Raw genomic sequence first — 26,070 nt, forward strand, 5'->3', positions numbered from 1 at the left:
TACTTATTAAGTGGAAAAGTAAGAATAGAGATATTGTAATTAAAGATAGTAACAGATGAATTTATCATCGGCATCCAACCGGCAGGTTACGCTTTTGCGCAAACTTAATCGCAAAAAATATCGCCAGAAAGAGCAGCTTTTTTTAATAGAGGGAGAACGTGCAGTGGAGCAAGTGCTGCAGAATGATGTTATTACAGTTGAGTGTCTTTTTTTTGATGAAGCGCAGCAGTACTGGCAGCAACAGCCGTGGAAATCGTATAGCAACCTGATGGATGCTCATACTTTACCGGAGGATATATTTGCCGAAGTATCGGATACTGACAATCCGCAAGGGGTATTGGGGATGTGCCAAATTCCCGGCGAAACCACGGTCGAGGAATTAAATGAATCCGGTGGAATTGTTATTGCACTTGATGCCATTCAGGATCCGGGGAATTTAGGCACCGTCATTCGAACGGCCGCGTGGTTCGGGGCAAGCGGAATCATCTCCGGCAAGGGCACTGTTGATCTTTTTCATCCCAAGGTAGTCAGGGGAACGGCCGGTGCTACTGGTGTTCTGCCACACATGAATGGAGAACTGTCGGATATTTTCCCTCAACTGGAAGCGAATGGATGGTCTGTGTTTTTGTTGGATGCCGGGGCTGATTCGATACCGCTGGCAGATATCTCATCCACAGAAAAAGTGGTGCTCGTAGCGGGCAATGAGGCACATGGTGTCAATACCAGGCTCGTAAACAATGACCGACAAAAAGTACGCATTTCATCTCCGGTGAAAAATACAGGCGTTGAAAGCCTGAATGCGGCCGTGGCCACTTCGATAGCGCTCTATGATTTTTCGGGAAAAACTGCAAGATGAGTAACAATGTTTCCACCCGATGGCTGGGGGCATCTGGTGGATGAGCCGCAAAATCAACGTGCAGATGGCGGGACCAGAAAACCACTGGAACCCAAAAAACATCGCCGGCCCCATGGAATGCCACATTGTGGCTCTCCGATAAATCGGAGGATTTCACGAGGCCGTCTGCGAAAACTTGGCCTGATTGATAATCATCTCCGCTAAAATCATTTATCTCGTCCGTCCTCAGACAGAAATGATTTTTATACGTTCCGATTCTGATCAATCCTAGCGGCCAACTTTTCTAATGCCGGAATTGCTATAACCGCAAAAGGAACTGTTATCTAATAGAAAAGGGCAGCGAACCCCTGGTCTCGGTCTTAGCGGTTGAGGCGTTTGGAAAGGCAGGGCAGAAGGGTAACTTAACGGTTTAAAAATATCGGGGGTTCGGGGCGAATCGCGGGAAAAATGATGTTAGTATAATGACTAGTGCTGAATAGCTGTCCCCGATTCCCTGTTTCAAAAAGGACAAAATCTACGATTCCCCCGAGACTTTTTTGGTTCATTTTTTGGTCACAAAAAATGAACAGTAAGCATAACTGTGGCTACCGTATGTTTTGTGCCGCAATCCAGCCGGTTGTCCACGCCGACTGAAAATTATAGCCGCCGGTAATCCCGTCAATATTTAACACTTCGCCAGCAAAATAAAGATTTGAGCATTTTTGGCTTTCCATCGTTCCCATATTCACTTCATTCAGCGGAATACCACCGCTGGTTACGAACTCCTCTTTATAGGTCGTCTTTCCGCGGATTTCATACGTGGCGTTGGTGAGCTGTTGCGCCAGCTCATGAATCTCCTGATTGGAAAGTTCCGCCCAGCGCTTGTCAGTTGATATGTCTGCCAATTCCAGAAAGCGCTCCCAGAGTCTGTTGGGGATCTCAAATGTTGCCTGTTTCCGGGCAGTTTTGCGCGCATTATCCTGCCTGATCTGCTTCAATGTTTCACGAACTTCATGGCTCTTTTGCGGATGCAGCCAATTCACCTGGATAGCGAACTGATAGTCCTCATCATAAAGATGGCGGGCGGCCCACGCCGAAGTTTTGAGTACCGCCGGACCGCTTAATCCCCAGTGCGTGATAAGAATAGGTCCTGTATGATGATAGGAGGTACCTTTTATAGCGACCGAACACTGCTCGACTGAAATACCAGCCAAGTCTTCAAAAATAGTATCTTTAAAATTGAAAGTGAACAGTGAAGGAACAGGTTCAACGATGGAGTGCCCCAGCTCTTCCAGCCACTCATACCTGCTTCGCCGGTTTGAACCGCCAGTTGCGATAACGGCTACATCAAATATCTCCGGCTCTTCGCCGCGGACTGAGAGTTCATACTTACCTTTTTCTGTGGGCGTAACAGCCTCAACACGTGTTCGCATTCGAACTGTCACATCGTACTTGTCTGCTTCCTGCTTAAGGCAGTTAATAATAGTAGCCGAATCATCCGTTACGGGAAACATGCGTCCGTCCGATTCAGTTTTTAGTTCGATTCCGCGGTCTTCGAACCATGCTACGGTATCTTCAGATTGAAACTGCTCGAACGCCCAGCGAAGCTCCCGCGAACCTCGTGGATATGCTTTAGCCAATACTTCCGGATCAAAACAGTAGTGCGTGACATTGCAGCGACCGCCGCCGGAAATACGTACTTTAGACATTACTTCCCGGCTTTTCTCAAAAACAGTGATATCCAGTTGTGGATGGATACGGGCTGCATTAACAGCTGCAAAAAATCCCGCTGCGCCGCCGCCGATTACTGCCATTTTTTTAGATGCTGTCATCATATTTACAGGTGAATAGACTCTGAAGTGATCGGCTCGTTCCAAAACACCTTGGCATGGGCGTCGAAATCTTCTGCTGAGTCAGTCGTAAGGAAGCGCCGGGTTCCGCCGGTTGAGCATTTCTCGGCTATTTCGGGGTGCCTTTTCAGATAATCGGCTAGACTTTCGGCGACTATCTCTCCCTGGCTCAATATTGCGATATCACCTCCTACGAACTGCTTTATTTTATCGGAAAGTAGCGGGTAGTGGGTGCAGGCTAGCAACAGCGTATCAATTTTCTCCGATTGTGAGAGGATACCATCAATATGTTGCTTCACAAAATATTCAGCGCCCGGGCTGCTGTATTCCTGATTTTCAACCAGCGGAACCCACATGGGGCACGCTTCTTGAAAAATTTGCAGCTGTGGAAAGTGCTTTTGGATTTCCATCACGTACGATTTAGAATTGACGGTACCGCTTGTCCCCAGAATTCCTACATGTCCTGATTTTGAATACTTGCCGATGATTTCTGCCGTAGGGCGGATAACGCCTAATACCCTGCGTTCGGGATCGATCTCGGGAAGATTTTTCTGCTGAATATTACGAAGTGCTTTGGCCGAGGCGGTGTTACAGGCCAAAATTATCAGGTGACAGTTTAGGCCGAAAAGATACGTGACGCATTCCAGAGTATACTGATAAATGGTATCGAAGGATCGACTTCCGTAGGGGGAGCGGGCGTTGTCGCCGAGGTAAAGGTAGTCATACTCGGGCAGTTCGCGCACAATTTTTTTCATAACTGTCAGCCCGCCATAGCCGGAGTCGAAAATTCCAATAGGTGCGGTGCTCATCTGAATTCAACAAATACAGAGTTATAAATTACCAAATAAGAAAAGATTATCCGCTCGTAATTCCTAATGGAATCACGTGTTTTAATTTAACCTGCGAGCCAGAACGACCGTTTCTTTAAAAGCTTGATCGCTGCCGGAGCTGCTGTCATAGGCTTCAAAAACAACGATGTAAATACCGATTCGATTTCTGCTTCCGTCATCTTTGCGTCCGTCCCAGATCAGCTGTCCTTCGAAACCGGCTTGTTTCCCATCCGCCAGCTCACGGACAGGTCTTCCGTAGCGGTCGTAAATCTGCACATCAATAAGGTAATCCTGATGATCAAGTTTATAATTGATAAAAAGGTTATCTTCGTGGCCGTCATCGTCGGGAGAAAAAGGATTGGGTGTAAAGCTGATGCCTTTTTCCTGCATCTGCTCACTGCTCTTTTGATAGATAGAGTTTTCACTGTTTGGCGTTCCCCCTTTTTCGTTCACGCTGGAGCCCCAGTTCGATTCATCATTACTGGGCCCGTCGGGAGCTACACGTTCGAGGGCGATACCTCGCGTATCTATGATATTGGGGTTATGCCACGCCTCGTCGTAAAAAACGGAGTCGACTACAGCCCCGGTGCTGTCCGCGAGATAGATAGCATCACCGGAAGAAGCCAGACTCAGCGTAGAGCGATCTATTCGCATAACAGATTGTTGATCAGAGGAACTGAGCTCGAAGAAAGTCGCAATTTTACTTTCTTCAAAAGCGGCAGCGCCATCGGCATAAAAAAGCACTTGTCCTTCAGGCGGCACCCACTTTGCTGTGGTAGATACCGGATGCAGTGCGCTCACATCGCCATTTTCATCAGGAGCGTCGTGCAAAACAACGCCTTCCAGTGAAACAGCATAGTCGCGTGTGTTACGCAGCTCAATATACTCGCTTTGATCCGGTTGGTTATCATCAGAATCGGCCAGCGGGTTAAACATGATCTCATTGATCACCAGATCGGACGGTTCAACAGGCTGTGAGAGAGAAACTTCAGAACTGGAGGTTACATTTCCTTTGACATCGCTGATATTTTGAATAGTGATAGCGGTATTGTTGGTCGCGCTTTTTTGTGCAGATTTCGGAGCCAATATGATGATATTTGCATTGGTAGAGTCGAACCGGGCAACCTGTAACTCCTGATCACCAGAAAAAAACCTGGTTTCTTCTGTCAATCTGATGAATTCGCTGAATTGTACGTGGATATCTCCATCGGGCAGCACTTTGGAGAAAATGACTTCGGGTGGATCTGAATCTTCCTGAAAGGTTATATTTTTTGTGCCCGCCGAGTGACCATTTTCCGAAGTGTTAGTTTGCCAGTTTGAAGCATCATTGGATGCTCCCAACGGATCCCGCCGTTCCAGTGAGGTTCCTTCTGTATTACCGCCCCAATTTTGGTGATAATGCAGCGAATCAACAGTTAGTCCCGATCCAGAACGAAGATATATGGCATCGGGCGTATTATTGTTCAGTGCAGGAAAGCCGCTTATGGTATAAACATTGTTATTCAACCGGCGCAGTGTACTACTGCCGGTAAGTACAACATAACTTTTTGCCCGCAGCTGAATGTTTTTTGATATGGATGTTTCTGTACTTGTATCACCAATAATCCAATTGCTAAGATCTACATTTTTATTACTTCGGTTGTACAGTTCTACAAAATCTGCACCATTGGATCCGGGATTATATAGAAATTCATTAATCACAATATCGCCATAATCAGGATCTTCAATCTTTAGGTATTCCTCCTCAGTTTTTGTTTCAGACATCGTATTGCCAAAAATATCAGCAATGCCGGATATGGCTATTTCATACGTTTCACCGGAAGTGAGTTGTTCATCCAAAAACAGGGTAACCGTATCTTTGTGTGCGGAAATTAGCTGCAGATCCCGATCGGGAGTAATTTGGTAATGCTGATTATCGGTGGCCGATGCTGGATCAATGTTTTCTGAGAAAATAAGTTTTAGCGTCGTGGCATTTTCTATTTCGAGATCTGTAAGCGAAGGAGGGGTTTCATCCGGTTTAATCTGATTTTCCTTACCCGGAGTTCCAAATCCATTGGGAGCTTCACCCCAATTTTCCGAGAATGTTGGCAATATGGTTATCGATCTCCGCTCCAGAGCTATTTCGTTGCCACCCCAACTTGAATTGTACTGAAGGGAGTCAAGTAAAGTGCCATTTTGATCTCGAATGATAATTTGGTCACCGCCATTATTGAGAGCGGGGAAGTCGCTCATGGAGATCAGTGAGATATTGGAGTGATCTTCTTCTATGGTATTATCCGGAGCAATTACAATAAAGTTGTCGGGCGGCAAAATAATTTGATCAGATGTGATCGTTTTTTCAAAAGTTTCACGGTTATCGCTTAGCGTCCAGCCTTGCAGATCCAGCGATTTGTCGGAATGATTATAGAGTTCAATGTATTCCGAACTTGTCGGTGAGGGTATGTACATGAACTCGTTTATGGCAATATCGACAGGTTCAACAGGAGTGGGATTATAAAATGTAAATGAGGTATCAAAAGGAGCAATACTGTTGCCAAAAATATCAGTGATATTCTCAATGGAGAGAGTATAGGTCTTAGAATCCTGAAGAGATCTTTCAAGCGTTAAAAGCACGCTTTCGGGTGCGGAAATTTGAGCGTTGTCAATATCAGGACCATCGGACAATGTATAATTTGATTTGTCTTGTCCGATACCGGTGTTCAGTTGCTCCGAAAAAATGACGAGAATTTCAGTGCTGCTTTTGATGGAAAATGTTTCGACGGTGGGAGGTGCCTGATCCGGTTCTATTGTATTACTTGAACCCGGAGTCCCAAAACTATTGGGAGCATTGCCCCAGTTGCTTTGATAGGTGCTTTTAACATCAATACTTCTGCGTTCCAGAGCCATTTCGTCTCCGCCCCAGCCTGAGTTGTACTGCAGTGAATCGAGCAAAGAGCCATTTTGATCTCTGATAACAATTTGATCGCCGCCGTTATTTAAAGCGGGAAAGCTGCTCATCGTGAGCAGCATGATATTCGGATATTCTTCTTCGATTGTATTATCTGGAGCAATTACAACAAAGCTGTCGGGTGGGACAATAAATTTGCTATTTGTAATGGTCTCTTCAAACGATTCCCGGTTATCGCTCAGCGTCCAGCCCTGTAGATCCAGCGATTTGTCGGAGTGGTTGTAAAGTTCCACATATTCTGAACTGGCAGGGGACGGATCGTACATGAATTCATTGATGGCTACATCACCTGAATCGACAGGAGAAGGTTCATAGAATATAAATGAAGTATCGACAGAACTAATTGTGTTGCCAAAAATATCCTTAGTACCTGTTATGGAAAGGATGTATTCCTGTGCATTTTGCAGATTTGATCCCAGGGTAAGTTTAACTGTGTCGGCTGCCGGTTGATTGACAGCAGCTATGCTTGCATTGCTGATGGCATAGGTTCCTGCATTGCCGACCCGCTCATCAAATATGATTTGAAGTGTTTGCTTGGATGGTATTTCGACAGCGAGCAGTTCCGGAGCGGTATTGTCGGCAGCAACTTCGTTTGGAGCCCCGGGTGTCCCGCCATCAGAGTTGGGAGAACTGCCCCAGTTTTCCCGGAATGTAGGAGCCACATCAGACGATCGGCGCTCGAGCGCCACATCCGATCCGCCCCAGTCGGAGGTATAGGTGAGAGAATCAGCCAGGCTGCCGGCATTAGTGATTAATTGAACGGCATCCGTATTATTATTCAAAGCGGGTAAACTGACTTGGTGATAATTCCGATTACCAAATGTATTAAAGAGGGCTGTCGTATCAGCAGAGAGAACTAAAAGTTCATTAGAATCGATGGGAACAAGGTTCGCACTGAGAGAAGAACTACTGTTATTATCAGCGATTTGCCAGTCGGCAAGATTTAGATATTTATTACTGGTATTCTTGATCTCAACATATTCTTCCAGTCCATCTGGCTCATTGTACATAAATTCGTTGATGATGATATCACCATCCTCAAAAGTACCAAAGAGATTAAAGGTTACTGTAGTATTGTGATCGATTGTGTTGCCATCGATATCATCAATATTATTTACAGTAAGAGTATATCTTCCACTGGAAACGGGCGAATTGTACTCCAATCTAACCACGTTGGGTTCGGACAGACTAACTGCATCGGGATTGCCAACCCCATTGTTCAGTTCAAAGTCAGAGGTTGTAATACTGGCGGGACCAATTTCTAAATTGAAAACAACATCGATTGTTTGATTGTCAATAACATCGATATTTTGAATGGCAAGCGGAGGCGTAATTTTCGTCACGGTAATGTCATCGTAGGCAAACAGATCAGAACGGGTGCTGGTATAGTCACTGAACAGTCCAATATAGTTACTGATAGAATAAGTATCGTCTGTAACCGTACCCTGTGGAGTAAAAGAATTTCCGCCGGTCGGATCGGCATATAATTCCCAGTTACCGTCAAGATCACGTGTGGCCCGAACCCGAACGCTCACAGAGCTTGAATTAACCAGATCGTCCGTACCGTCGATGATTTCGGTTGTGCCGGAGTCATCCTGTCGATACAAACTCACTTCATCATCAGTACCACCTATCTGTATATAATATCCCTGTACATCTCCTTTCATATTTTCGACATCAGAAATGATATAAAATCTGGACAAATTACTGCCCGAAGGATTAAAATTAAGCTCAATAAGAGCTTCCCATTCTCCATAAGCAGCCGTTGATTCTGTTGTGATTACTGCCTCACTCGATTCAGAAGGGGCATCCAGCTGGAGTAGATTGCTGCTGTTTACAACGTGTTTGGATCCGTGGTCGGTCCAAGTGGGATTGTTTGTAAAATCTCCGTCGCTGAAATCATCATCAATAATGATAGTTTGGGCAAAAAGTGAAGTACTGAAGAACATCCCCAGTAGCAGGAGTAAACTAGCTGGTGCGTATCTCATAATGAAGTATCCCCGAAAATAATTGAGCCTCATCACTCGCACTAAGGCCGATAAAATATATTGAAAGGCTACTGATTTGATTCCGAATTAGCAAGAAATCGGTTTCTTTACCACTAAGACGCCACCTCCGTCCCGCCCGCTATTGGGAGAGTCTGATGAATTTGGCGCGTGATTTTATTAGCCCTACATCTATAAGTGAGGAAAGAAATGGCTAACACTCCTAAACATTTAAGCAAATATCATCACAAAAAATAAGGTGAACCAGTTATCCACTGGCCCACCCTGGAAGGACATTTGGTTTGCTCTCTTTTCAACGGCTTATACGCTTTTACGCGCTTCTGTTAGTATGACCGTTGCGAAGGGGAATCCTTACAAAATTTTTTAAATTATTTTTATATACTGATTATAAAATGCTGCAATCTTAAAAAAATACCTGAATGAATTACTCCACCGGCCAGTCAATACCTTTTGAAATACCAAATGTTAATCATGGATTTCAGGTAGCCAAGGGGCTTTTAAAATTGCGTGAAGAAGGTATCGAGCTAGAGTTTGAAACCAAGGATGCTATTCTGGGAGTTATCAGCTCGGGAGTGCAGACGAAGATACTTCGTTATGAGGATCTGGACTCCATACGTTTTAAAAAAGGATGGTTCAGTGGCAGGGTAATTTTGGAGGCTACGTCAATGCGTGTATTTGAGGATCTGCCTGGCAGTGAACAGGCTACATGCGAGCTTAAGGTGAAACGCAAACATAGAGAGGAAGCCGAAAAAGTAATTTCAACGGCGCGAATGTATCATTCTGAGCATAAGCTTGATCAGATGAATGGAGAAGATGGATAGATTTTCAGGAGGTGTGAGTAATACTGATCAAAATCTTTTTAATTCCCGCTGATCACGCAGATTTCGCCGAAAAGATATTATAATCTGCGCCATCAGCGTAATCTGCGGGTAATAAAGATTGTGCTCCTGAAGTGATTATCTTAATGGAAATTGGATAAATAAAGCTGATTGAAGGTTGATTTACTAATCCAAATAACCCTTTGCAGCCAGTAATTCAGCATTCAGGATTGCTCCGCCGGCTGCCCCGCGGATCGTGTTATGGGCCATTGTTACATATCCAAGATCCATGACAGTACCTTCACGCAATCTGCCTACCGCGGTTTGCATTCCTCCTTCACGCTCGGCATGCATACGCGGCTGTGGATGCCGATTTTCCGTGTGGAGCCTGATAGGATTTTTTGGAGAGGAGGGAAGATCCAGTTCTGCAATAGGATTATTCCAGTTCGTAAAAACCTTTTGAGCTTCGGTAATACTTTTCAGGGGATTCTTGAGCTTTACTGAAACTGAAAGCAGGTGTCCTTCGATAGTCGGTACCCGGACGGCCGTGGCCTGAATAGTAAAATCATTGAACGTAATGGAATCATTATTAAGTGTCCCCAGCACTTTGGTGGACTCTGTCTGCACTTTGGGTTCTTCACCACCGATATAAGGCACCACATTGGCTACAATGTCGAGGCTGGCTACACCGGGATATCCGGCTCCGGAAGTAGATTGCATCGATGTCACGATCACCGAATCAATTCCAAATGCATCATGCAGAGGTTTTAGCGACATCGACAGCGGAATCGAAACACAATTGGGATTGGTGACAATCCAGCCGCTGCCGTCACTGCTAAAGTCTTGACTTTTGATCAATTCTATATGATCGGGATTAACTTCTGGCACCAACAGCGGTACCTGATCGTGCATCCGGTGATTTTTGGCATTGGATATCACCGGAAAACCTGCTTTGGCAAAACTCTTTTCAATCTCTTCGGCTACGGATGAATCCAGTCCCGAGAATACAAAGTCGACACCGTCGAACTGATCGGGTTCACAAGCCTGAACTTCCATTTCGGCAATATCTTCAGGCAATTCTGTGGATTCAATCCAGTGAACAGCATCTTTATATTTTTTTCCGGCAGATCGCTCTGAAGCACCTAATGTTTTGATTTTAAACCAGGGATGGTTTTCGAGTAAACGAACAAACTTTTGTCCGACTGCACCTGTTGCTCCGAGAATACCAACTTGAAATGACTGCATCTACTTAACTAAGAATTGTTTGTGATTATTGATTGATAATACTTGCGTTATAAACGTGTAATTTATCCTAAAAATTCAGATTGAAATCACCCGGTAAAGCTGAAAATACGCATAAAAGCGTAATTAATTAAAGCAGTATTTTTTTCTATCTTTGGTCATCGTAAAATTCATCTTTAAACAACAACGTACACTACATGTCAGTTAGCGAACTCGAAAGTCTTGATACCCTCATCTCATTGGCAAAAGCGCGCGGACTTATTTATCAATCATCAGAAATATATGGCGGACTTGGAGCCGTCTATGATTATGGACCACTGGGCGTTGAACTGAAACGCAATATCCGCGACATGTGGTGGAAAGAGATGACTCAACGCCATGATAATATCGTGGGACTTGATTCGGCTATCTTTATGCATCCCAAAGTATGGGAGGCAAGTGGGCATGTAAGCGGATTTAATGATCCGATGATAGATGATAAACAGTCGAATAAGCGCTACCGCGCTGACATGCTGATCGAAAATGAAATTGCCAAGCTTCGCAGCAAGGGGAAGGCTGAGGAAGCCGACGAACTGCAGGAGCAGCTTGATACCGCCGGATCCCGCGAAGGAATATGTGAGGATCTCCATAAGATTATTATGGATAATGAAATTCGCGCGCCTGAATCGGGGGCTTTTGACTGGACGGCAGTGCGCCAGTTTAATCTGATGTTTAAAACTCAGTTTGGAGCCACCTCATCCGGCGAAGATGGAGATTCGGTATATCTGCGTCCTGAAACAGCTCAGGGTATTTTTGTGAATTTCAGGAATGTCATGGATACGGCGCGCCAGAAAGTACCTTTTGGTATCGCACAGATTGGTAAAGCATTTCGTAACGAAGTGGTAGCTCGACAATTTGTATTCCGGATGCGCGAATTTGAACAGATGGAGATGCAGTATTTTGTTGAGCCCGGCAACGATGAGGCGATGTATGATTACTGGCTGGAAGAACGTGCCGAATGGCATAAAACGCTGGGTATCCGCGAAGAAAAACTGCGAATACATCCACATCCCGAAGATAAATTGGCTCATTACGCCGAACAGGCTGCCGATATTCAGTACGAATATCCTATTGGCTGGCAAGAGGTTGAGGGCGTACACAACCGCACCGACTTTGATTTGAGTCAGCATATGGAGTATTCGGGTAAGAAGCTGGAGTACTACGATCAGCAAAAGCAAGAAAGTTATATTCCCTATGTAATTGAAACCTCAATTGGGCTGGACCGCACGGTCATGATGGTGCTTTGCGATGCCTACCGCGAGGAAGAGGTGGATGGAGATACACGTACCGTACTGAAAATGAATCCAAAGCTTGCTCCTACGAAAGTTGGCGTCTTTCCGCTGATCAAAAAAGATAAGTTACAAGATCTTGCCCATAAGATTACCGAGGATCTGCGAGAGGATTACAATGTGTTATATGATGATTCCGGATCGATCGGCAAGCGCTATCGTCGCCAGGATGAAGCAGGGACGCCTTTCTGTATCACGGTTGATTTTGACGGCGTGGAATCAGAAGGTGAGGATACAGTGACAATCCGTTACCGCGATGATATGACCCAGGATCGCGTGCCGGTAAGCCGTCTCCGCGAAGCGATCGACGATAAGATGGATAGTTGGGGGTCGGAGTAAGCTCCGGAATTTGGGAGCTGAAACAAATTTTCTTGATTGTTCGGGAGTACAACTCCCTCACAACACTATGATCTCTATAGTTGTGAGGGAGCTCCGCTCCCGAACAATATCGACAGGCGCTAATACAAAATCATTTACGAATGGGATTATTAATCCAGTCGTTAAGCGTCGGCAAGAAATCATCCACAAATTCAGGATCTAACTGACTATATTCTTGAACAGATCCTGTTTCTGCATCTTGAAAAAGATGATTGGCGTTCGGGAAAACTTCTGTGACATAATTGATACCAGCTGATTCCAGGGCAGTCTCTATAGGCGCGCGGTTCATTTCTACTGGAACTTGCGTGTCTCTACCTCCGAATAGAACGAGCACGGGAATGTTAAGCTTTTGCAAATCGTCCGTCGGATCATAAAAAAGCAGCGACTGCATTTGTGGACTGCTAAATGAGTTCGCCAATTGCTGGGCCTGATTTTTGGCCATGGATGATGCTTGGCTACTGTCGACACCGACTGCAATCTGTATAGAAGCAAACTTTCGTTGATAATTCTCCTTTGCAGCTTTAATACTTTTCTGATCTCTGATTGCATTCATGAGTTGTTCGCGACTGGTAATCTCTTGGGCTACTAATGCTGAATCAATGGAGGCATTAGCAAAAGCTTGTTTCACTTGAAAGCGGAGCACCTCTTTAAGCGGAACGCCAGTCGAAGCCATCAGGACAAGTTTATCCACCGAACGATTTTCATTAGCCACTTTTCCGGCAACAGCTCCGCCCTGGCTATGTCCCAGCAAAATTATTTCCGGAAATAAATGTTTGTCACTAATACTAAAATAATCGATGATAGCTTCCACATCTGATGCGAGATCTTCGAGTGTGGCATCCGAAAAGTTGCCGCTGGATTTATTTACTCCTCGATCATCATATCGGAAGACTGCTATACCATGTATGGTTAATGATTCTGCAAGGGCGGCATAGGGCTCAAACGCGGTGATCTGCAGTTTCCCATTTCGATCCTGGGCGCCGCTTCCCGAAATGATGATTACTAGTTTTTCCGAATCCTGTGATTTGGGGAATGTCAACGTGCCACCAATCCGAATGGAATCGTTCTTAATGATCAGATCTTCCTGATGATAAGTACGTTCCGTTTGTTCTTTTGGTTCAGGATCGGGGTCAGATTGCTCTGTCCGTTTTAACTCAAAGGGAAAGCTTTGATTATTTTGATGAAAAATGCCGGTAATACTATCTCCCTTAACAACTCCTTCAAACCTTGCCATACCCAAGCCGGTCATAAACTCAAACTGAACAGAATCCTGAATGGAAATACTAATGTTCTGTAACGGGATATCCTGCCCGCCCTGTTGGGGAATATCAATGGTTCCTTTGAGTTCTTGCTCTGCAGTATGAAAATGCGTAATAATGGTCAATTTTGTGTCTTGGATATTGATAGCTCCTTCCCAGTCTCCCGACAGCGTATCTTGGGCTGACAGGATCAGAGTTTGACCGAGTATTATCAGAAATATGAATAATGCACTTAGCTTTCGCATAATTTTCAGTTGTTATCTGCTTTTTTGTATAGATAAAAAGAATATACGGTGGGAATGATAGCCAGCATTGCTACAACGGTTCCAAAGAAAATACTGTAGGTTTCCAGTTGAAAAAAAGGAAACAAGATCAGGAGTAGCAGTCCACCCGCCACCCAAACATAAGATCCTATCCTGTGGGTCTTCCTCCAGTTTTCGGCATCCTCAAGAGCCCATGGCACACGTATTCCGATAAAATAGTTAGGTTTGATCGTTCTAAGATAGTTGCCTATCACCAGAAAAAAGACTGCCATTCCCAGAAAGAGCCAGCTTTGCGATTGCATCTCAGTGCCCAGGGCACTGAGAATAATCCAGCCGTGAATTCCTACAAGGAAAATGACTGTGAGTGTTCGTAATATTGGAATAGGCTTTTGGTCGATCTCAATTCGTTTTTTGGGATCAATCTTCGGCAGGTATAACAATACAAGGTAGACGGTTAAATTTATTGCCGGTACCAACAGAAGACCAAAGGTTTTACTACTATAGCCGGTAATTTCTCCCTGAAAATTCCACTGCGTTGGAATTCTGGATGGCAATTGATCCCATACAAAAGGAATAATTAAGAATGACGCTAACAGCAATATGAGATTATACCATTCTTTTTTGAATGCGTATTTGAGCGAATTCATGAGGAGGATGATTTATTTATGATTTCGAGAAACCAGTTGGCTGCTTCTTCGAGCACTGTGGTATTAATGGAATATCGAATGAATTGACCCTCGCGCTGACTACTTATCAGCCGTGCCTGTTTAAGAATATCAAGATGGTGTGAGATACTTGGTTTACTGATGTCGAATTCTTCTGCAATTTCACCGGCACTTAAGTCCTTGTCCTGTAGCATCTGCAGGATTTTACGGCGCGTTGGATCGTTTAATGCTTTAAATAATGTATTCATTTAGATATTTAGTTAATCATCTAAATATTAAAAGTCAAACATCGGCAATAAAAAATGATCATAAGAGAAGCCAGACCGAAGAAAAAGTTAAATCACAAAAAGTATGAAGCAGATTCTCCCTGGTAGGTTTCCGATTTCCTCAGAGAGTGTGTTAAATAAGTCCTTTAGTGTTGGCTCTGACGAAGTGGCGGCAGGGAAATTGCCAGCAGGTGGTTTGGATCGAAAACAATAGCACCCACACTTCCAGATCCGTAAAATTGCACGTACTTTCGTCATATTAAAATAAAAAGATGGATCCACCTGCGAGGTGGAATCCATCTATATACTGCTTGATTGAATTTAATCACCAGCTACACCAATAACTCCACAACCGAGGCGTGGACCGGCATCACCGGAGGGCTGGGATTCAAAATCATCTTCGCCACCATGAATAACAACTCCACGGCCCATGATGCTGTTCGGTCCATTGAGCTCAATCATTGAATCTACGTAATCAATGGTTGCATTGCCTTCTTCATCAGCTTCTAAATTCCCCATATCGCCAACATGGCGATTCTCAGCATCGGGGCTGCCGTGATCATTATTTGTAGGATTATAATGTCCACCGGCAGAGGTGCCATCATCGGCAGAACAATCACCGTACTCATGGATATGAAAGCCGTGTAATCCAGCACTCAACCCTTCAAATTCTCCCTTTACCTGAACACCTTCATCAGTTTCTTCAAAAGTAACCGTTCCGGTTACGGAGTTACCTTCAGTCGGATTAATCACAGCGATAGCCTTGCTGAAATCAGTCTGAGATTCTGCAAGCTCCATCTCTTGATCCGGAGATTGTTCTTGCGCACATCCCATCGCTATAAAAACGACAAGCAAACAAGTGGATAGTTTTTTTAATAATGTCATAGAAAATAATTTTTGATTTTAGCTTTAACGTAATTTGTTAACAACCTATAAATTATTGTCATTCATTTGGTTGTCCAAAATATCGTTTTGCCCAGCTTACCACGATATCCGCTACATAAGTGCTATCTTCCTCTTTCATCAGCAGGTGGTCGGCATTATCAAGAGAAACAAAACTTTTGGGATGTTTTGCCATTTGATAAATATGTGCGGCATTATCGATTCCGACCGTTTCATCCACGGGAGAATGAAATATCATGAGTGCCCGATTTAAATTACGGATGTTGTCATCCATCTTTGTTTCATCAAGGTCGTCGAGAAACTGTTTTTTGATCTTAAAATCGCGTCCGGCCAGTGTTACCGTCGCCTCACCTTTTTCTTTAATCTCTTCAAGACGTGCACCAAAATTCTTTTTAACATGTTCGGGACTGCTGGGAGCGGCAATGGTGACCACGGCCTTACTCTCTTTGATTTGTGAAGCTACCTGAAGCACTGCGGCCCCGCCAAGGGAGTGGCCAATTAAAATCTCGGGAGCACTATAATTCTCTTTCATGTAATCCGAAGCAGCAAGCAGATCGTCGATGTTTGAGGAGAAATTGGTATCCGAAAAATCACCCTCGCTTTCTCCCAGTCCTGTAAAGTCGAATCTGAGAACGCCTATACCCCGCTCATTAAGTCTTCGACTGATATTTTTGACCGGTTTTAGGTTTTTCGAACACGTAAAGCAATGAGCAAATAGAGCATATGAACGCACATTATTTTTTGGCAGATCAAAATAAGCGGCTAATTTATCCCCATGTGCTCCCTCGAAAGATATTTTATTAGATCGCATAACATCATTTTGATTTATATTTTTAGCTCATTATAAGGTAACATGTTAATTCTGAAACTAAATTTCTTGCAATGTCTGACAATTCAACACCGCTTTTCCATCTCGCATTTCCCGTCGCCGATCTCGACGAAACACTCACTTTTTATCGCGATGTCTTAGGCTGTGATACCGGACGCAGTTCCGACAGCTGGATCGATTTTGATTTTTGGGGGCACCAGGTTGTTGCACATCTGAGTCCCGAGGAAGCGGGCAAGTCTAGCACCAATGATGTGGATGGGCATGCTGTGCCGGCCAAACATTTTGGACTGATCCTGGAATGGGAACAGTGGGAAGAGCTGGCTGAGCGTCTTCAAAATAAAGACGTGGATTTCATCATCGAACCGTATGTTCGTTTTGAAGGCGAGCCGGGTGAACAAGCTACTATGTTTTTTAAGGATCCCAGCGGTAATGCCCTTGAATTCAAAGCCTTCCGCAACAAAGAGCAGATCTTCGCAACTTAATTTTTACCACTAAGGCACTTAGCCACTAAGAACCGTAAAAATATAAACTTAGTGTTCTTAGTGTCTTAGTGGTGAATAACCTAGCTAAATTCTTCTTCGATTTCACTGATCTCCATTGCCAGTTCCTCCCACTCGGCATAGACCTCAACGAGCTCTGCCTTTAGCTTCTCGTATTCCATTGAGATCTCCTTCACCTGTTGCTCGTCATCATAGAAATCCGGCTGAGCCATCAGCTCTTCGATCTCATCTTTGCGGGATTCCATCTCGTCAATACGTTTCTCCAGCGGATCGATCTTCTCCTTAAGCGGTTTTAGCTGCTCATATTTTTTCTGACGCTTCCGTGCAGCAATCCGCCGCTCTTCTTTGCGCGACAGACCCGAGCTATTGCGATTATTTGAGGATGCCGTCGCCAAATCTTCACTTTTGTCCTCTTCGCGCTCCTCTACTCTTTCCAGATAATAAGAGACATTTCCTAAAAACGTATTGGTTTCATCGGGACGGACTTCCAGCACTTTGTCCACAATGGGATCCAAAAAATCACGGTCATGCGATACAATCATATATGTGCCCTCATACTGATCCAGTGCCTGCTGCAGGATATCCTTTGATTTCATATCCAGGTGATTGGTCGGCTCATCAAAGATCATAAAATTGGCAGGCTTCATGAGCATGCGAGCAAGGGCCAGCCGGCTTTTCTCACCGCCCGAAAGCACCGATACTTTTTTGAATACATCATCACCCTGAAAAAGAAAACATCCCAGTACCGTACGAAGTCGGGTTTCATCTGCTTTGGGAGCCGCCTCTCGCATGATCTCAAAAACAGTCTTGCTGAGATCCAGCTCATCGGCCTGGTGCTGGGCAAAATAAGAGGTCGTCACGTTATGCCCGGGTTCCCGAATGCCGCTGTTGAAATCCTCAACACCCGCCATAATTCTGATCAGCGTTGATTTGCCGGCGCCGTTGGGTCCCACAACGGCAATATTATCCTGCCGGTCGACAGAATAAGAGAGATCTTTAAAAACCACATTTTCACCGTATTGTTTGCGGATGTTTTTCAGCTGCATGACAACGGCACCGCTGCGCTCCGGCGGCGGAAACTGAAAGGTAATCTCCTCTTCGCGTTCGTCAAGTTCGATTTTATCCATCTTCTCCAGCTGCTTAATACGACTCTGCACCTGTGCAGCCTTACTGGCGTTATATCGAAACTTGTCGATAAACTCCTGGATCTCTTTAATTTCCTTCTGCTGGTTTTCATATGCTTTCCGCAGGTGTTCCTGCCGCTCGGCGTGTTTTTCTTCGTAATACTCATAGTTGCCGGCATAATCCAGCAGATCGCCGCGTTCGAGCGCCAAAGTGCGGTTGGTGATTTTGTTCAGAAAGGCCTTGTCGTGCGAGACGATAATAACCGCTCCCTCATAATTAAGCAGAAATTGCTCCATCCACCGCAGTGATTCAATATCCAGATGGTTTGTGGGCTCATCAAGGAGCAGGTAAGTGGGGCGCTGCAAAAGTAACTTTGCCAAGGCAATCCGCATCAGCCAGCCTCCGCTGAACTCCGTAGTTGATCGATCAAAATCCTCTGTCTCAAAGCCGAGCCCCATCAGCACTTTTTCGATATTCGATTGTAAACTGTAGGCTCCCGACTGGTCTAATCGTGTTTGCAATGCACCCAGCCGTTCCATCGTTTGCCGATATTCCGCCGAATCTTCCTCCAATCGTGATAGCTTTTCACGTGTTTGTTGAACTTTCTGTTCCAGCTCTTGTAAATCGTCGAAAGCATTTTCAACTTCTTCGAGCAGGGTACATGTGGGATCCGGATCCACCCCATCCTGCGGCAGGTAGCCAACAGTGGCCGAGTTAGACATGTTAATGGTGCCGGAATCCTGTTCCAGTTCACCGGCAATAATTTTGAGCAGCGTTGATTTTCCGGCGCCGTTCGGTCCGACGAGTCCCACACGTTCGCCCGGATTAATTAGCGTGCTGATGCCATCCAGAAGGGTTTCTTCGCCAAATGTGAGATATATATTATCGAGCTGTAACAAACGTTGAAATTCTTTAAAATTGGCATTAAATATAATCAACTAAGCGACAGAGCTAAACGTTATTTTAAGTCTTTCTTGAGTGATTACATTTTTTAAATCAGCCACATTTATTCTATTTTCCGCCTATGAATTTACTGATATTTTATTTGTTGCTCGCATTAGGCGTTTCTTTTTTGTGTTCTATTCTGGAGGCGGTGCTGCTTTCGGTAAGCCATTCTTATATAGCAATAATGGAGCGGAAGGGTACCATTACCGGAAAGCTTCTGCGCCAGTATAAAGAAGATATCGACCGACCGCTTTCCTCTATTTTAAGTTTGAATACTATAGCTCATACTATTGGTGCAGCCGGGGTGGGTGCACAGGCGCAAGTGGTTTTTGGGGATGCGTATGTTGCTATTTCGTCTGCTGTACTTACTTTCCTCATTTTGGTGCTATCAGAAATCATCCCTAAAACAATCGGTGCAACCTATTGGAGGAATTTGGCACCGTTTGCAGCACGGACACTCCGGGTGCTGATGTTTATAATGTATCCGCTGGTAGTAATGTCGCAGGCCATTACGCGCTGGTTGTCAAATGAAGAAAATATACCCAGTTTTAGCCGGGAAGAATTCGGTGCCCTGGCTGATCTGGGTGTTGAGGAGGGAGTTTTTGAAGAGGAAGAATCCCGCATTTTCAAAAATCTGATCCGTTTTAACTCACTCCGTGTGAAAGACATAATGACCCCCCGGACGGTAGTGGTTGGTTTTGATGAAAATCTGACGGTGGCCGATGTGAGTGATAAAGTAGAACAACTGCATTTTTCGCGGCTGCCGGTATATGGCAACGAACGCGATGAAGTAACGGGATATGTGCTTAAAAATGATCTTCTGCTGATGATGGCACGGGGAGAAACATCCCAAAAGCTAAAAGATTTCAAGCGTGAGATTTTAATAGTTCCCGAAATGATGCCGCTGCAGGATTTCTTTGAGCGCTTGATGAAAAAGCAGGAGCATATTGCTATTGTTGTTGATGAATATGGTGGATTTGCCGGTGTGGTGACGATGGAGGATCTCGTTGAGACATTACTTGGGATGGAAATTATTGACGAAGTGGATAATATCGAAGACATGCAGAAGATGGCACGTAAAAAGTGGATGGAACGTGCCAAGCGGCTGGGTATTTTGCCCGAAGGATCTGAAGAAGAAACCTCTCCTGTAGATCCTTCCTCTTAAGGTCGATGCTTTTCTTTTTCTTGAATCTTCTTCAATAAGTGGTGTGTGGGACATTTGCTGCATACGTTTTTTAACTATCAGTTGTTAATCCGATTTCAGATTATTATATGTTACAGAAGAAAGATGTAATCGGTGATTAGTTTGTCCGACTGTGTTCGGTTTAACTCAGATAACGAGTAACAAAATAAAGTCAAAGTCCGTACTAATTGTTATTGTGCGTTACAATAGCAGCAAGTTTCGTCGTAAATATTTTATTATAAGTTTGGGCAAAATTATGTGATTGGTTAGCTCTTGAATAGATTCATGTTTTAACGGTTTAGTAACTACTTTTAATCACTTTTATGAATGTTGAAGAAAAAGACAACTTGAAAGAGCAGGTCGAGAAAATTCGTAAAGGTGATCGTACTGCTTTTGAAGATCTTTTCTTCACTTATTTCTATGACCTTTGCACATATGCCTTTCAAATTACGAAGTCTGAACAGAAGGCAAAGGATATTGTACAGGAGGTATTTTATAAGCTTTGGAAGCGGCGAAAAAAGTGGAGAATTCATTCCTCACTCAAAGCTTACTTATATCAATCAGTTCGTAATGAAGCATTAAATCAAATTGATCGGGAGCAGCATCGGCAAAGTACCCGAAAAGAGTTATCGGTACATAAAGAGGTGGATGATTATAAAGGTGATCGGCTTCATCAGCTTACTCGGCGTGAGAAAAAAATGATAGAGAAAATCTGGTGTATTGTTTCTGAATTGCCTCAACGACGCCGATCGGTTTTTGTACTGCATCGAAAACACGGGCTTAGCTATCGAGAGATTGCGCAGGTGCTGGGGATATCCCGCAAAACCGTTGAAAATCATATGGGACATGCCTTGAATGATATTCGTACGCAGATAGAACAGAAAACAGATCTGAACTAAACATACTTTATTTATCTCTCTCCTGTAGCAAGTCTGTGACTTGTACCCTTCATAATCTGTGAATGCCAAATATCGCTAGCGCGGGGATTAATTCCCACGTTGATAATCAATTCCCTCCGATGCTGACACACCTTTGTGGCTTGTCTTGGTACAAGTTTCAAGCTTGCACCAGTACAGTAACTACATCCAAATATCCTGTCTATTCTGACAATTGTATTCTATTTAAGTAAGAATGCAGAAAATATTTTTTTCAAATTTTTTTGGGGGGAGCCTTTCTCGCAGTTGTCTAATAAATAAATGTTGGCCCTAAAATTGGGAACAGAAATATATTTACCATGGAAATTGAAGATTTAGATTATCAATTATTAGCCCGGTACCTGACCGATGAATGTACAGAACAGGAACGACAGAAAGTGAATACATGGATTAAGTCCGATCCGGAAAATAGACAAAAGCTGAAGCAGTTTAGCCGCATATGGGATATGTCAATGCATAACAAGAAAATATCGAAAGATTTATTTGATGCTGAAAAACAGTGGGAGGAGTTGCAAGATCGCCTCCAGAAAGATGAAGAGTCGGTTCGTCAACCAGGAAATGAAAAAAAGATTACAGCTTCAAAGTTCAGAACAACATCTATTCACTCGGTAACTCAGAAGGTTGCCAGAGTTGCTGCAATTGTTTTAGTGGCCGGATTAATTGGATTGCTGGCGTATCAAAATTGGGAACAGCCAGAACCTGAAGCGAAAGAACCGGTGCTCAGAGAAATCAGTACTGCCAACGCTCAACGGGCAAATTTAACACTCGGTGACGGCACAAGTCTGATGTTGAATTCCGGAAGTACGGTAAAATTCCCCGAACAGTTTGAATCGGATATTCGTGAGGTATTTTTAGAAGGGGAGGCTTATTTCGATGTTGTCAGCAATCCTGATCGTCCATTTCTGATTCATTCCCGAGGATCCGTAATCGAGGTTTTGGGTACTTCTTTTTCGGTCCGCTCTTATGCCGAGGATGATGAGGTTCGGGTTGTAGTAGAAGAAGGACGAGTTGCGTTTAGTGCCGGGGAAACAGATTCACAAGATAGCACAATTATCGAAGCCAAAGAGATGGGAATGTATCAGCCGGGAAGTAATAGCATTACAACAGACTCGGTAGAAGATATGAAGCTTTATCTTAGTTGGCGGGATGGATATCTGAAATTCCGTGAAACACCAATGTCGAAGGTAGGAATAGAATTAGAGCGGCGATATGGTGTTGAAGTTGCATTCGCAGATACAGCTATAGAAGACAAATCGCTAACTGCATTCTTGAAAAGCCGTTCTATACGCAATGTTTTGGATGTAGTAACAATGTCGCTTGATATTGAATATAAATTAGAAGATGACACCGTCACTTTTTTTAAACTAAAAAATCAATCAAATATTAATACAAATTAATGGATTAGATTGCTTCGACTGATGGGATTGTGACAGAAGATTTAAAGGAGTACTTAAATAATAAAAGATTAAACGGAGGTTATATGAAGGAATCGCTAATTAAAATGCTGAAGAAGATGGTATCGTGGTGCCTGCTTGTGGTGTTGCTTGTTCCATTAAGTCAGGGATTCAGTACCGAAGCCAATGGGCAATATCTCACGTCGGCTTCCTCAAGTGATGCGGATATGGTGAGAGAATCTTTTTATTCGATAAATAAATACGCCGATCACATACCGGAATTACAGCGGATTATATCTATTAGCACAGGGGAAGCACCTCTGAGGGATGTTCTGGAGACGATTGCAAGCAAGGCAGAATTAGGTTTAGCTTATAATGCAGAGTTGCTTTCTCTAAAACAGCCGATAGATATTAATCTCAATTTTGTAACTACAGCCACAGCGCTGCAAAAGGTACTACAAAGTACTGGTTACGAAGCAATGCTGTCTGAAACACGAGAGATTGTTATAAAAGAGCGGGAAATTATCCCATTATCATACGTTCAAATTCAGCAAGAAATTTCGGGGACGGTTACCGATGCAGAAACCGGTGAACCGATGCCGGGAGTTAATGTAGTGGTCAAAAATTCTTCTGTTGGTACCTCCACCAATGATCAGGGTCGATATTCATTGGATGTTCCTTCTGATGCTGAAACTCTTGTATTTTCGTTTATTGGATATGCCAGAGAAGAAGTGCCAATCAATGGTAGAACCACTATTGATGTAGAGATGACTCAAGAGGCAGAGACTTTTGATGAGGTTGTAGTAACCTCATTTGGTATTGAACAGGAGAGGAAATCTCTTGGTTATTCTGTGCAGGATGTTTCCAGTGAAGATATTGCAGCAAGTGGAGACAATAATTTAGTCGGAGCTCTGCAAGGGAAAATTGCAGGTGTAAACATCCAGAATACAAGTGGTGCTGCTGGCTCTGGAATGGATATCACAATCCGGGGTATTTCTTCTCTGAGTCCTAGTGGTGATAATCAGCCACTTTTTGTGATTGACGGAGTGCCAATGAGTAATGAAACAAATTACGGAAATGTCTTACCCAGTGAAGGAACGAATTCTCCGGGTAGTGCTGAACAATTCTCTTTTTCTAACCGTGGAAGTGATCTCAATCCTGATGACATCGAAAATATCTCCATTCTTAAAGGCCCGGCCGCTACGGCGTTATATGGGCAGCGTGCGGCAAATGGTGTTGTGGAAATAACTACGAAGAAGGGACAAGCCGGCAGGACAGAAGTCAGTTTGAAGAGTACAGTCGGATTTAGCCAGGTTAACAAGACACCTGAAATACAAGACGATTATCAGCACGGTTTTTATGGCGCATTGCCGTACCGGGAATTTACGTTTGAATTTTGGCAGTATGGTCCGCCTACAAATGAATCATCGGAAATTTACAATAACTTTGAGCGATTTTTCCGCACTTCGTCCAATATAGAAAATTCACTGAGCATATCTGGCGGAGATGAGACTACGACCTATTTTAGCTCCGTTTCACATGTTAATGAGCAAGGCGTTGTTCCCAATACAAACTGGGACCGAACAACCTTTAAATTATCAGGATCTCACCAGGTCTCCAGTCAATTTGATGTATCGGGATCTGTAAACTTCTCCAACTCAGGCGGCGTAAGACCAACGGGTGGTGACAAATCCATTATGAGTTCGCTCAGTTACTGGACATCTTCGAATGATGTAAATGATTATATATTTCCCAATGGGGATCAGAAAAACTATTCTGGTTTTAAAAGTAATCCAACTTCCGGGTTTATTGATAATCCGCGATATTTTGCGGAAAACAGCACGCTTGAGGATGATGTAAACCGCATTATTGGTAATGTAGGATTAAGCTATTCATTTTCAGATTGGCTTAGTCTTGATTACAAGTTTGGAGCTGACTACTACTCTGACGCCAGAGAACGTTTTGTTCCTCCTCATTTAGATGTTGGTACACAGGTAAATGGATTTCTCGTAAAAGAACAGATTAACTATAAGCAGCTTAATTCCAATCTATACCTGCGGGCAAACCGGAACTTTACTGACAAATTAATCGGCTCTTTGACTGTTGGTAATCAGATAACGGATATCAGTTCGGAACGTGTAAATACCCGGGGAGAAGGATTAAATATTGATGATTTCCGGTCGTTGGCTAATACAACCAATATTTTTACTTCTGAATCGGGCATACAACGTCGTTTGGTGGGAGCTTTTGCTGATGCGAAGCTTGAATACGATGGTACTTATTTTCTTACTGTGACAGGACGGAATGACTGGTCTTCTACACTGCCGGAAGATAACAGGTCATTCTTTTATCCATCAGCAAGTTTAGGTTATGTATTTACAGAAACACTGGGACTTTCGGATAATGACTTTTTGCCTTTTGGCAAATTACGTTTCTCCTGGGCTAAAGTAGGTAAAGATGCACCTGCCTACAGCGTGGGCCAGTATTTCCGAGGGGCATCTGATTTTCCATTTGGCGGTGATGGCGGCTTCAGTAAAGATACTCATGCTGGAGACTCTGATCTGAAACCCGAAATAACAACCTCCTATGAAGTGGGGACCGATCTTCGGTTTTTTAATAATCGCCTGCGATTGGATCTGACCTATTTCAATCAAACCAGCAAGAATCAGATTGTAGGTTTCCCGGTAAGTAATCCGTCGGGTTTATCTCGATTTACGACCAATGCCGGTGAAATTGAAAGCGAAGGAGTAGAAGTTCTGCTTAACGGTACACCTATTGAGCAAAGTGATTTTAGCTGGGATGTCTCGGTTAATTGGTCCACTGTTGCCAGCGAAGTAACAGAAATGCCGGAAGGACTCGATGTTATTGAATTTGCCAACAGCGGGTTTCCAGGTGTCGTAAATCGCATTCAGGAAGGCGGCGAAATGGGCGATCTGTATGGGCACACGTTTGAATATGATGACAATGGCAACTTGCTTATTGCCGATGACGGTTTGCCAACAATACGTACAGATACCCTGGTAAAAGTAGGCAACGCCCGTCCTGATTGGGAGGGAGGTATAACGAATACATTCAATTATAAGAATCTTTCTTTGTCATTTCTTCTTGAGGTAAGAATGGGAGCAGATGCTTACGATTCCGGACAGCGTAATAGTATCAGAAATGGAATTACGGAAATTACGAAGTGGCGAAACGATGAGGTCATCTTCAAGGGAGTAAATAGTGACGGATCAGTCAATGATATTCCTTACAGAATGAATCAAGAGTTTTATAGGAGCTCAACCCGTTTTAACAGGGCTGCTGAAGTTCTGGTACAGGATGCCTCATGGATTCGGCTTCGAAATGCTCGCATTTCATACAGATTGCCAACCAATTTCGTACAGCAATTACCGCTTCAATCCGCATCATTCAGCGTCATTGGAAGAAATCTGTTTTTGAATACACCATTTAGAGGCTTCGATCCGGAAGGACAACAATATGCTGCAGGATCCAATACATACGGGTTTACTGGTTTAAACATACCGCCTACGCGCAGTATTTCTTTCAGCATGAATCTTAAGTTTTAAAAG

General features: G+C 43.8%; 19 protein-coding genes. 9 read left to right on the forward strand and 10 right to left on the reverse strand.

Annotation, left to right across the window (positions count from 1 at the left end; genetic code table 11):
• Positions 1–55: 55 nt before the first annotated feature.
• Both ACT3ID_RS16500 and ACT3ID_RS16505 read left to right on the forward strand, forming a co-directional pair.
• Positions 56–856: a TrmH family RNA methyltransferase gene (locus tag ACT3ID_RS16500; RefSeq protein WP_491543160.1), complete on the forward strand. Its 801-nt coding sequence runs from the start codon at positions 56–58 to the stop codon at positions 854–856.
• A gap of 6 nt (positions 857–862) precedes the next feature.
• Complete coding sequence (locus ACT3ID_RS16505) at positions 863–1,060, forward strand: hypothetical protein (protein ID WP_491543161.1); 198 nt, start codon at positions 863–865, stop codon at positions 1,058–1,060.
• A 380-nt stretch (positions 1,061–1,440) separates the two neighbouring features.
• Here the strand turns inward: ACT3ID_RS16505 and ACT3ID_RS16510 are convergent, their stop codons facing one another.
• From ACT3ID_RS16510 to ACT3ID_RS16520, 3 genes are all read right to left on the reverse strand, one after another.
• A complete protein-coding gene (locus tag ACT3ID_RS16510) occupies positions 1,441–2,670 on the reverse strand; it encodes a BaiN/RdsA family NAD(P)/FAD-dependent oxidoreductase (RefSeq protein ID WP_491543162.1) in 1,230 nt (409 codons plus the stop codon).
• Positions 2,671–2,672: 2 nt separating this feature from the next.
• A complete protein-coding gene (gene murI / locus ACT3ID_RS16515; protein WP_491543163.1) occupies positions 2,673–3,494 on the reverse strand; it encodes a glutamate racemase in 822 nt (273 codons plus the stop codon).
• A gap of 81 nt (positions 3,495–3,575) precedes the next feature.
• Entirely contained in the window at positions 3,576–8,450 is a 4,875-nt protein-coding gene (locus tag ACT3ID_RS16520) for a lamin tail domain-containing protein (protein ID WP_491543164.1), read from the reverse strand.
• A gap of 437 nt (positions 8,451–8,887) precedes the next feature.
• Between ACT3ID_RS16520 and ACT3ID_RS16525 the strand changes: the two genes are divergently transcribed.
• The gene (locus ACT3ID_RS16525; protein WP_491543165.1) at positions 8,888–9,289 is read left to right on the forward strand and encodes a hypothetical protein; all 402 of its coding nucleotides are present in this window, start codon (positions 8,888–8,890) and stop codon (positions 9,287–9,289) included.
• Between the two features lie 183 nt (positions 9,290–9,472).
• Here the strand turns inward: ACT3ID_RS16525 and asd are convergent, their stop codons facing one another.
• On the reverse strand, positions 9,473–10,531 hold the full coding sequence (gene asd / locus ACT3ID_RS16530; protein ID WP_491543166.1) for an aspartate-semialdehyde dehydrogenase: 1,059 nt from the start codon (positions 10,529–10,531) through the stop codon (positions 9,473–9,475).
• A gap of 194 nt (positions 10,532–10,725) precedes the next feature.
• Here asd and ACT3ID_RS16535 point away from each other — a divergent pair, with 194 nt between their 5' ends.
• Positions 10,726–12,195 carry a glycine--tRNA ligase gene (locus ACT3ID_RS16535; protein WP_491543167.1) on the forward strand — a complete coding sequence of 490 codons (1,470 nt, stop codon included), beginning with the start codon at positions 10,726–10,728 and terminating at the stop codon, positions 12,193–12,195.
• Between the two features lie 130 nt (positions 12,196–12,325).
• On the opposite strand, the gene ACT3ID_RS16540 is transcribed toward ACT3ID_RS16535, so the two are convergent.
• From ACT3ID_RS16540 to ACT3ID_RS16560, 5 genes are all read right to left on the reverse strand, one after another.
• Positions 12,326–13,738 (reverse strand): alpha/beta hydrolase family protein, encoded by a 1,413-nt coding sequence (locus tag ACT3ID_RS16540; RefSeq protein ID WP_491543168.1) that lies wholly within the window; start codon positions 13,736–13,738, stop codon positions 12,326–12,328.
• Positions 13,739–13,743: 5 nt separating this feature from the next.
• Positions 13,744–14,403 carry an SdpI family protein gene (locus ACT3ID_RS16545; protein ID WP_491543169.1) on the reverse strand — a complete coding sequence of 220 codons (660 nt, stop codon included), beginning with the start codon at positions 14,401–14,403 and terminating at the stop codon, positions 13,744–13,746.
• A complete protein-coding gene (locus tag ACT3ID_RS16550) occupies positions 14,400–14,669 on the reverse strand; it encodes an autorepressor SdpR family transcription factor (protein ID WP_491543170.1) in 270 nt (89 codons plus the stop codon). Before ACT3ID_RS16550 ends, ACT3ID_RS16545 begins: the two co-directional genes overlap by 4 nt.
• A 339-nt stretch (positions 14,670–15,008) precedes the next feature.
• Positions 15,009–15,572, reverse strand: a complete 564-nt coding sequence (locus tag ACT3ID_RS16555) for a superoxide dismutase family protein (RefSeq protein WP_491543171.1) — start codon at positions 15,570–15,572, stop codon at positions 15,009–15,011.
• A gap of 58 nt (positions 15,573–15,630) precedes the next feature.
• Positions 15,631–16,401 carry an alpha/beta hydrolase family protein gene (locus tag ACT3ID_RS16560; protein ID WP_491543172.1) on the reverse strand — a complete coding sequence of 257 codons (771 nt, stop codon included), beginning with the start codon at positions 16,399–16,401 and terminating at the stop codon, positions 15,631–15,633.
• A gap of 71 nt (positions 16,402–16,472) precedes the next feature.
• Between ACT3ID_RS16560 and ACT3ID_RS16565 the strand changes: the two genes are divergently transcribed.
• Complete coding sequence (locus ACT3ID_RS16565) at positions 16,473–16,901, forward strand: VOC family protein (protein ID WP_491543173.1); 429 nt, start codon at positions 16,473–16,475, stop codon at positions 16,899–16,901.
• A gap of 80 nt (positions 16,902–16,981) precedes the next feature.
• Here ACT3ID_RS16565 and ACT3ID_RS16570 read toward each other — a convergent pair whose 3' ends face one another.
• Positions 16,982–18,943 carry an ABC-F family ATP-binding cassette domain-containing protein gene (locus ACT3ID_RS16570; RefSeq protein WP_491543174.1) on the reverse strand — a complete coding sequence of 654 codons (1,962 nt, stop codon included), beginning with the start codon at positions 18,941–18,943 and terminating at the stop codon, positions 16,982–16,984.
• Between the two features lie 125 nt (positions 18,944–19,068).
• Between ACT3ID_RS16570 and ACT3ID_RS16575 the strand changes: the two genes are divergently transcribed.
• From ACT3ID_RS16575 to ACT3ID_RS16590, 4 genes are all read left to right on the forward strand, one after another.
• On the forward strand, positions 19,069–20,154 hold the full coding sequence (locus ACT3ID_RS16575; protein ID WP_491543175.1) for a hemolysin family protein: 1,086 nt from the start codon (positions 19,069–19,071) through the stop codon (positions 20,152–20,154).
• Between the two features lie 341 nt (positions 20,155–20,495).
• The gene (locus ACT3ID_RS16580; RefSeq protein WP_491543176.1) at positions 20,496–21,071 is read left to right on the forward strand and encodes an RNA polymerase sigma-70 factor; all 576 of its coding nucleotides are present in this window, start codon (positions 20,496–20,498) and stop codon (positions 21,069–21,071) included.
• 335 nt (positions 21,072–21,406) lie between these two features.
• Entirely contained in the window at positions 21,407–22,504 is a 1,098-nt protein-coding gene (locus ACT3ID_RS16585; RefSeq protein ID WP_491543177.1) for a FecR family protein, read from the forward strand.
• Positions 22,505–22,587: 83 nt separating this feature from the next.
• On the forward strand, positions 22,588–26,067 hold the full coding sequence (locus tag ACT3ID_RS16590; RefSeq protein ID WP_491543178.1) for a SusC/RagA family TonB-linked outer membrane protein: 3,480 nt from the start codon (positions 22,588–22,590) through the stop codon (positions 26,065–26,067).
• The last annotated feature ends 3 nt before the right edge of the window (positions 26,068–26,070 follow it).

The organism is Fodinibius sp. GM108 (assembly GCF_058386985.1).

Coding starts and splice junctions, on each gene's coding strand:
- ACT3ID_RS16535 (WP_491543167.1), top strand. CDS start 10,726: ATGTCAGTTAGCGAACTCGAAAGTCTTGATACCCTCATCTCATTGGCA.
- ACT3ID_RS16590 (WP_491543178.1), top strand. CDS start 22,588: ATGAAGGAATCGCTAATTAAAATGCTGAAGAAGATGGTATCGTGGTGC.
- ACT3ID_RS16560 (WP_491543172.1), bottom strand. CDS start 16,401: ATGCGATCTAATAAAATATCTTTCGAGGGAGCACATGGGGATAAATTA.
- ACT3ID_RS16520 (WP_491543164.1), bottom strand. CDS start 8,450: ATGAGATACGCACCAGCTAGTTTACTCCTGCTACTGGGGATGTTCTTC.
- ACT3ID_RS16540 (WP_491543168.1), bottom strand. CDS start 13,738: ATGCGAAAGCTAAGTGCATTATTCATATTTCTGATAATACTCGGTCAA.
- ACT3ID_RS16525 (WP_491543165.1), top strand. CDS start 8,888: ATGAATTACTCCACCGGCCAGTCAATACCTTTTGAAATACCAAATGTT.
- ACT3ID_RS16580 (WP_491543176.1), top strand. CDS start 20,496: ATGAATGTTGAAGAAAAAGACAACTTGAAAGAGCAGGTCGAGAAAATT.
- asd (WP_491543166.1), bottom strand. CDS start 10,531: ATGCAGTCATTTCAAGTTGGTATTCTCGGAGCAACAGGTGCAGTCGGA.
- ACT3ID_RS16550 (WP_491543170.1), bottom strand. CDS start 14,669: ATGAATACATTATTTAAAGCATTAAACGATCCAACGCGCCGTAAAATC.
- ACT3ID_RS16585 (WP_491543177.1), top strand. CDS start 21,407: ATGGAAATTGAAGATTTAGATTATCAATTATTAGCCCGGTACCTGACC.
- ACT3ID_RS16510 (WP_491543162.1), bottom strand. CDS start 2,670: ATGATGACAGCATCTAAAAAAATGGCAGTAATCGGCGGCGGCGCAGCG.
- ACT3ID_RS16575 (WP_491543175.1), top strand. CDS start 19,069: ATGAATTTACTGATATTTTATTTGTTGCTCGCATTAGGCGTTTCTTTT.
- murI (WP_491543163.1), bottom strand. CDS start 3,494: ATGAGCACCGCACCTATTGGAATTTTCGACTCCGGCTATGGCGGGCTG.
- ACT3ID_RS16505 (WP_491543161.1), top strand. CDS start 863: ATGTTTCCACCCGATGGCTGGGGGCATCTGGTGGATGAGCCGCAAAAT.
- ACT3ID_RS16500 (WP_491543160.1), top strand. CDS start 56: ATGAATTTATCATCGGCATCCAACCGGCAGGTTACGCTTTTGCGCAAA.
- ACT3ID_RS16565 (WP_491543173.1), top strand. CDS start 16,473: ATGTCTGACAATTCAACACCGCTTTTCCATCTCGCATTTCCCGTCGCC.
- ACT3ID_RS16555 (WP_491543171.1), bottom strand. CDS start 15,572: ATGACATTATTAAAAAAACTATCCACTTGTTTGCTTGTCGTTTTTATA.
- ACT3ID_RS16545 (WP_491543169.1), bottom strand. CDS start 14,403: ATGAATTCGCTCAAATACGCATTCAAAAAAGAATGGTATAATCTCATA.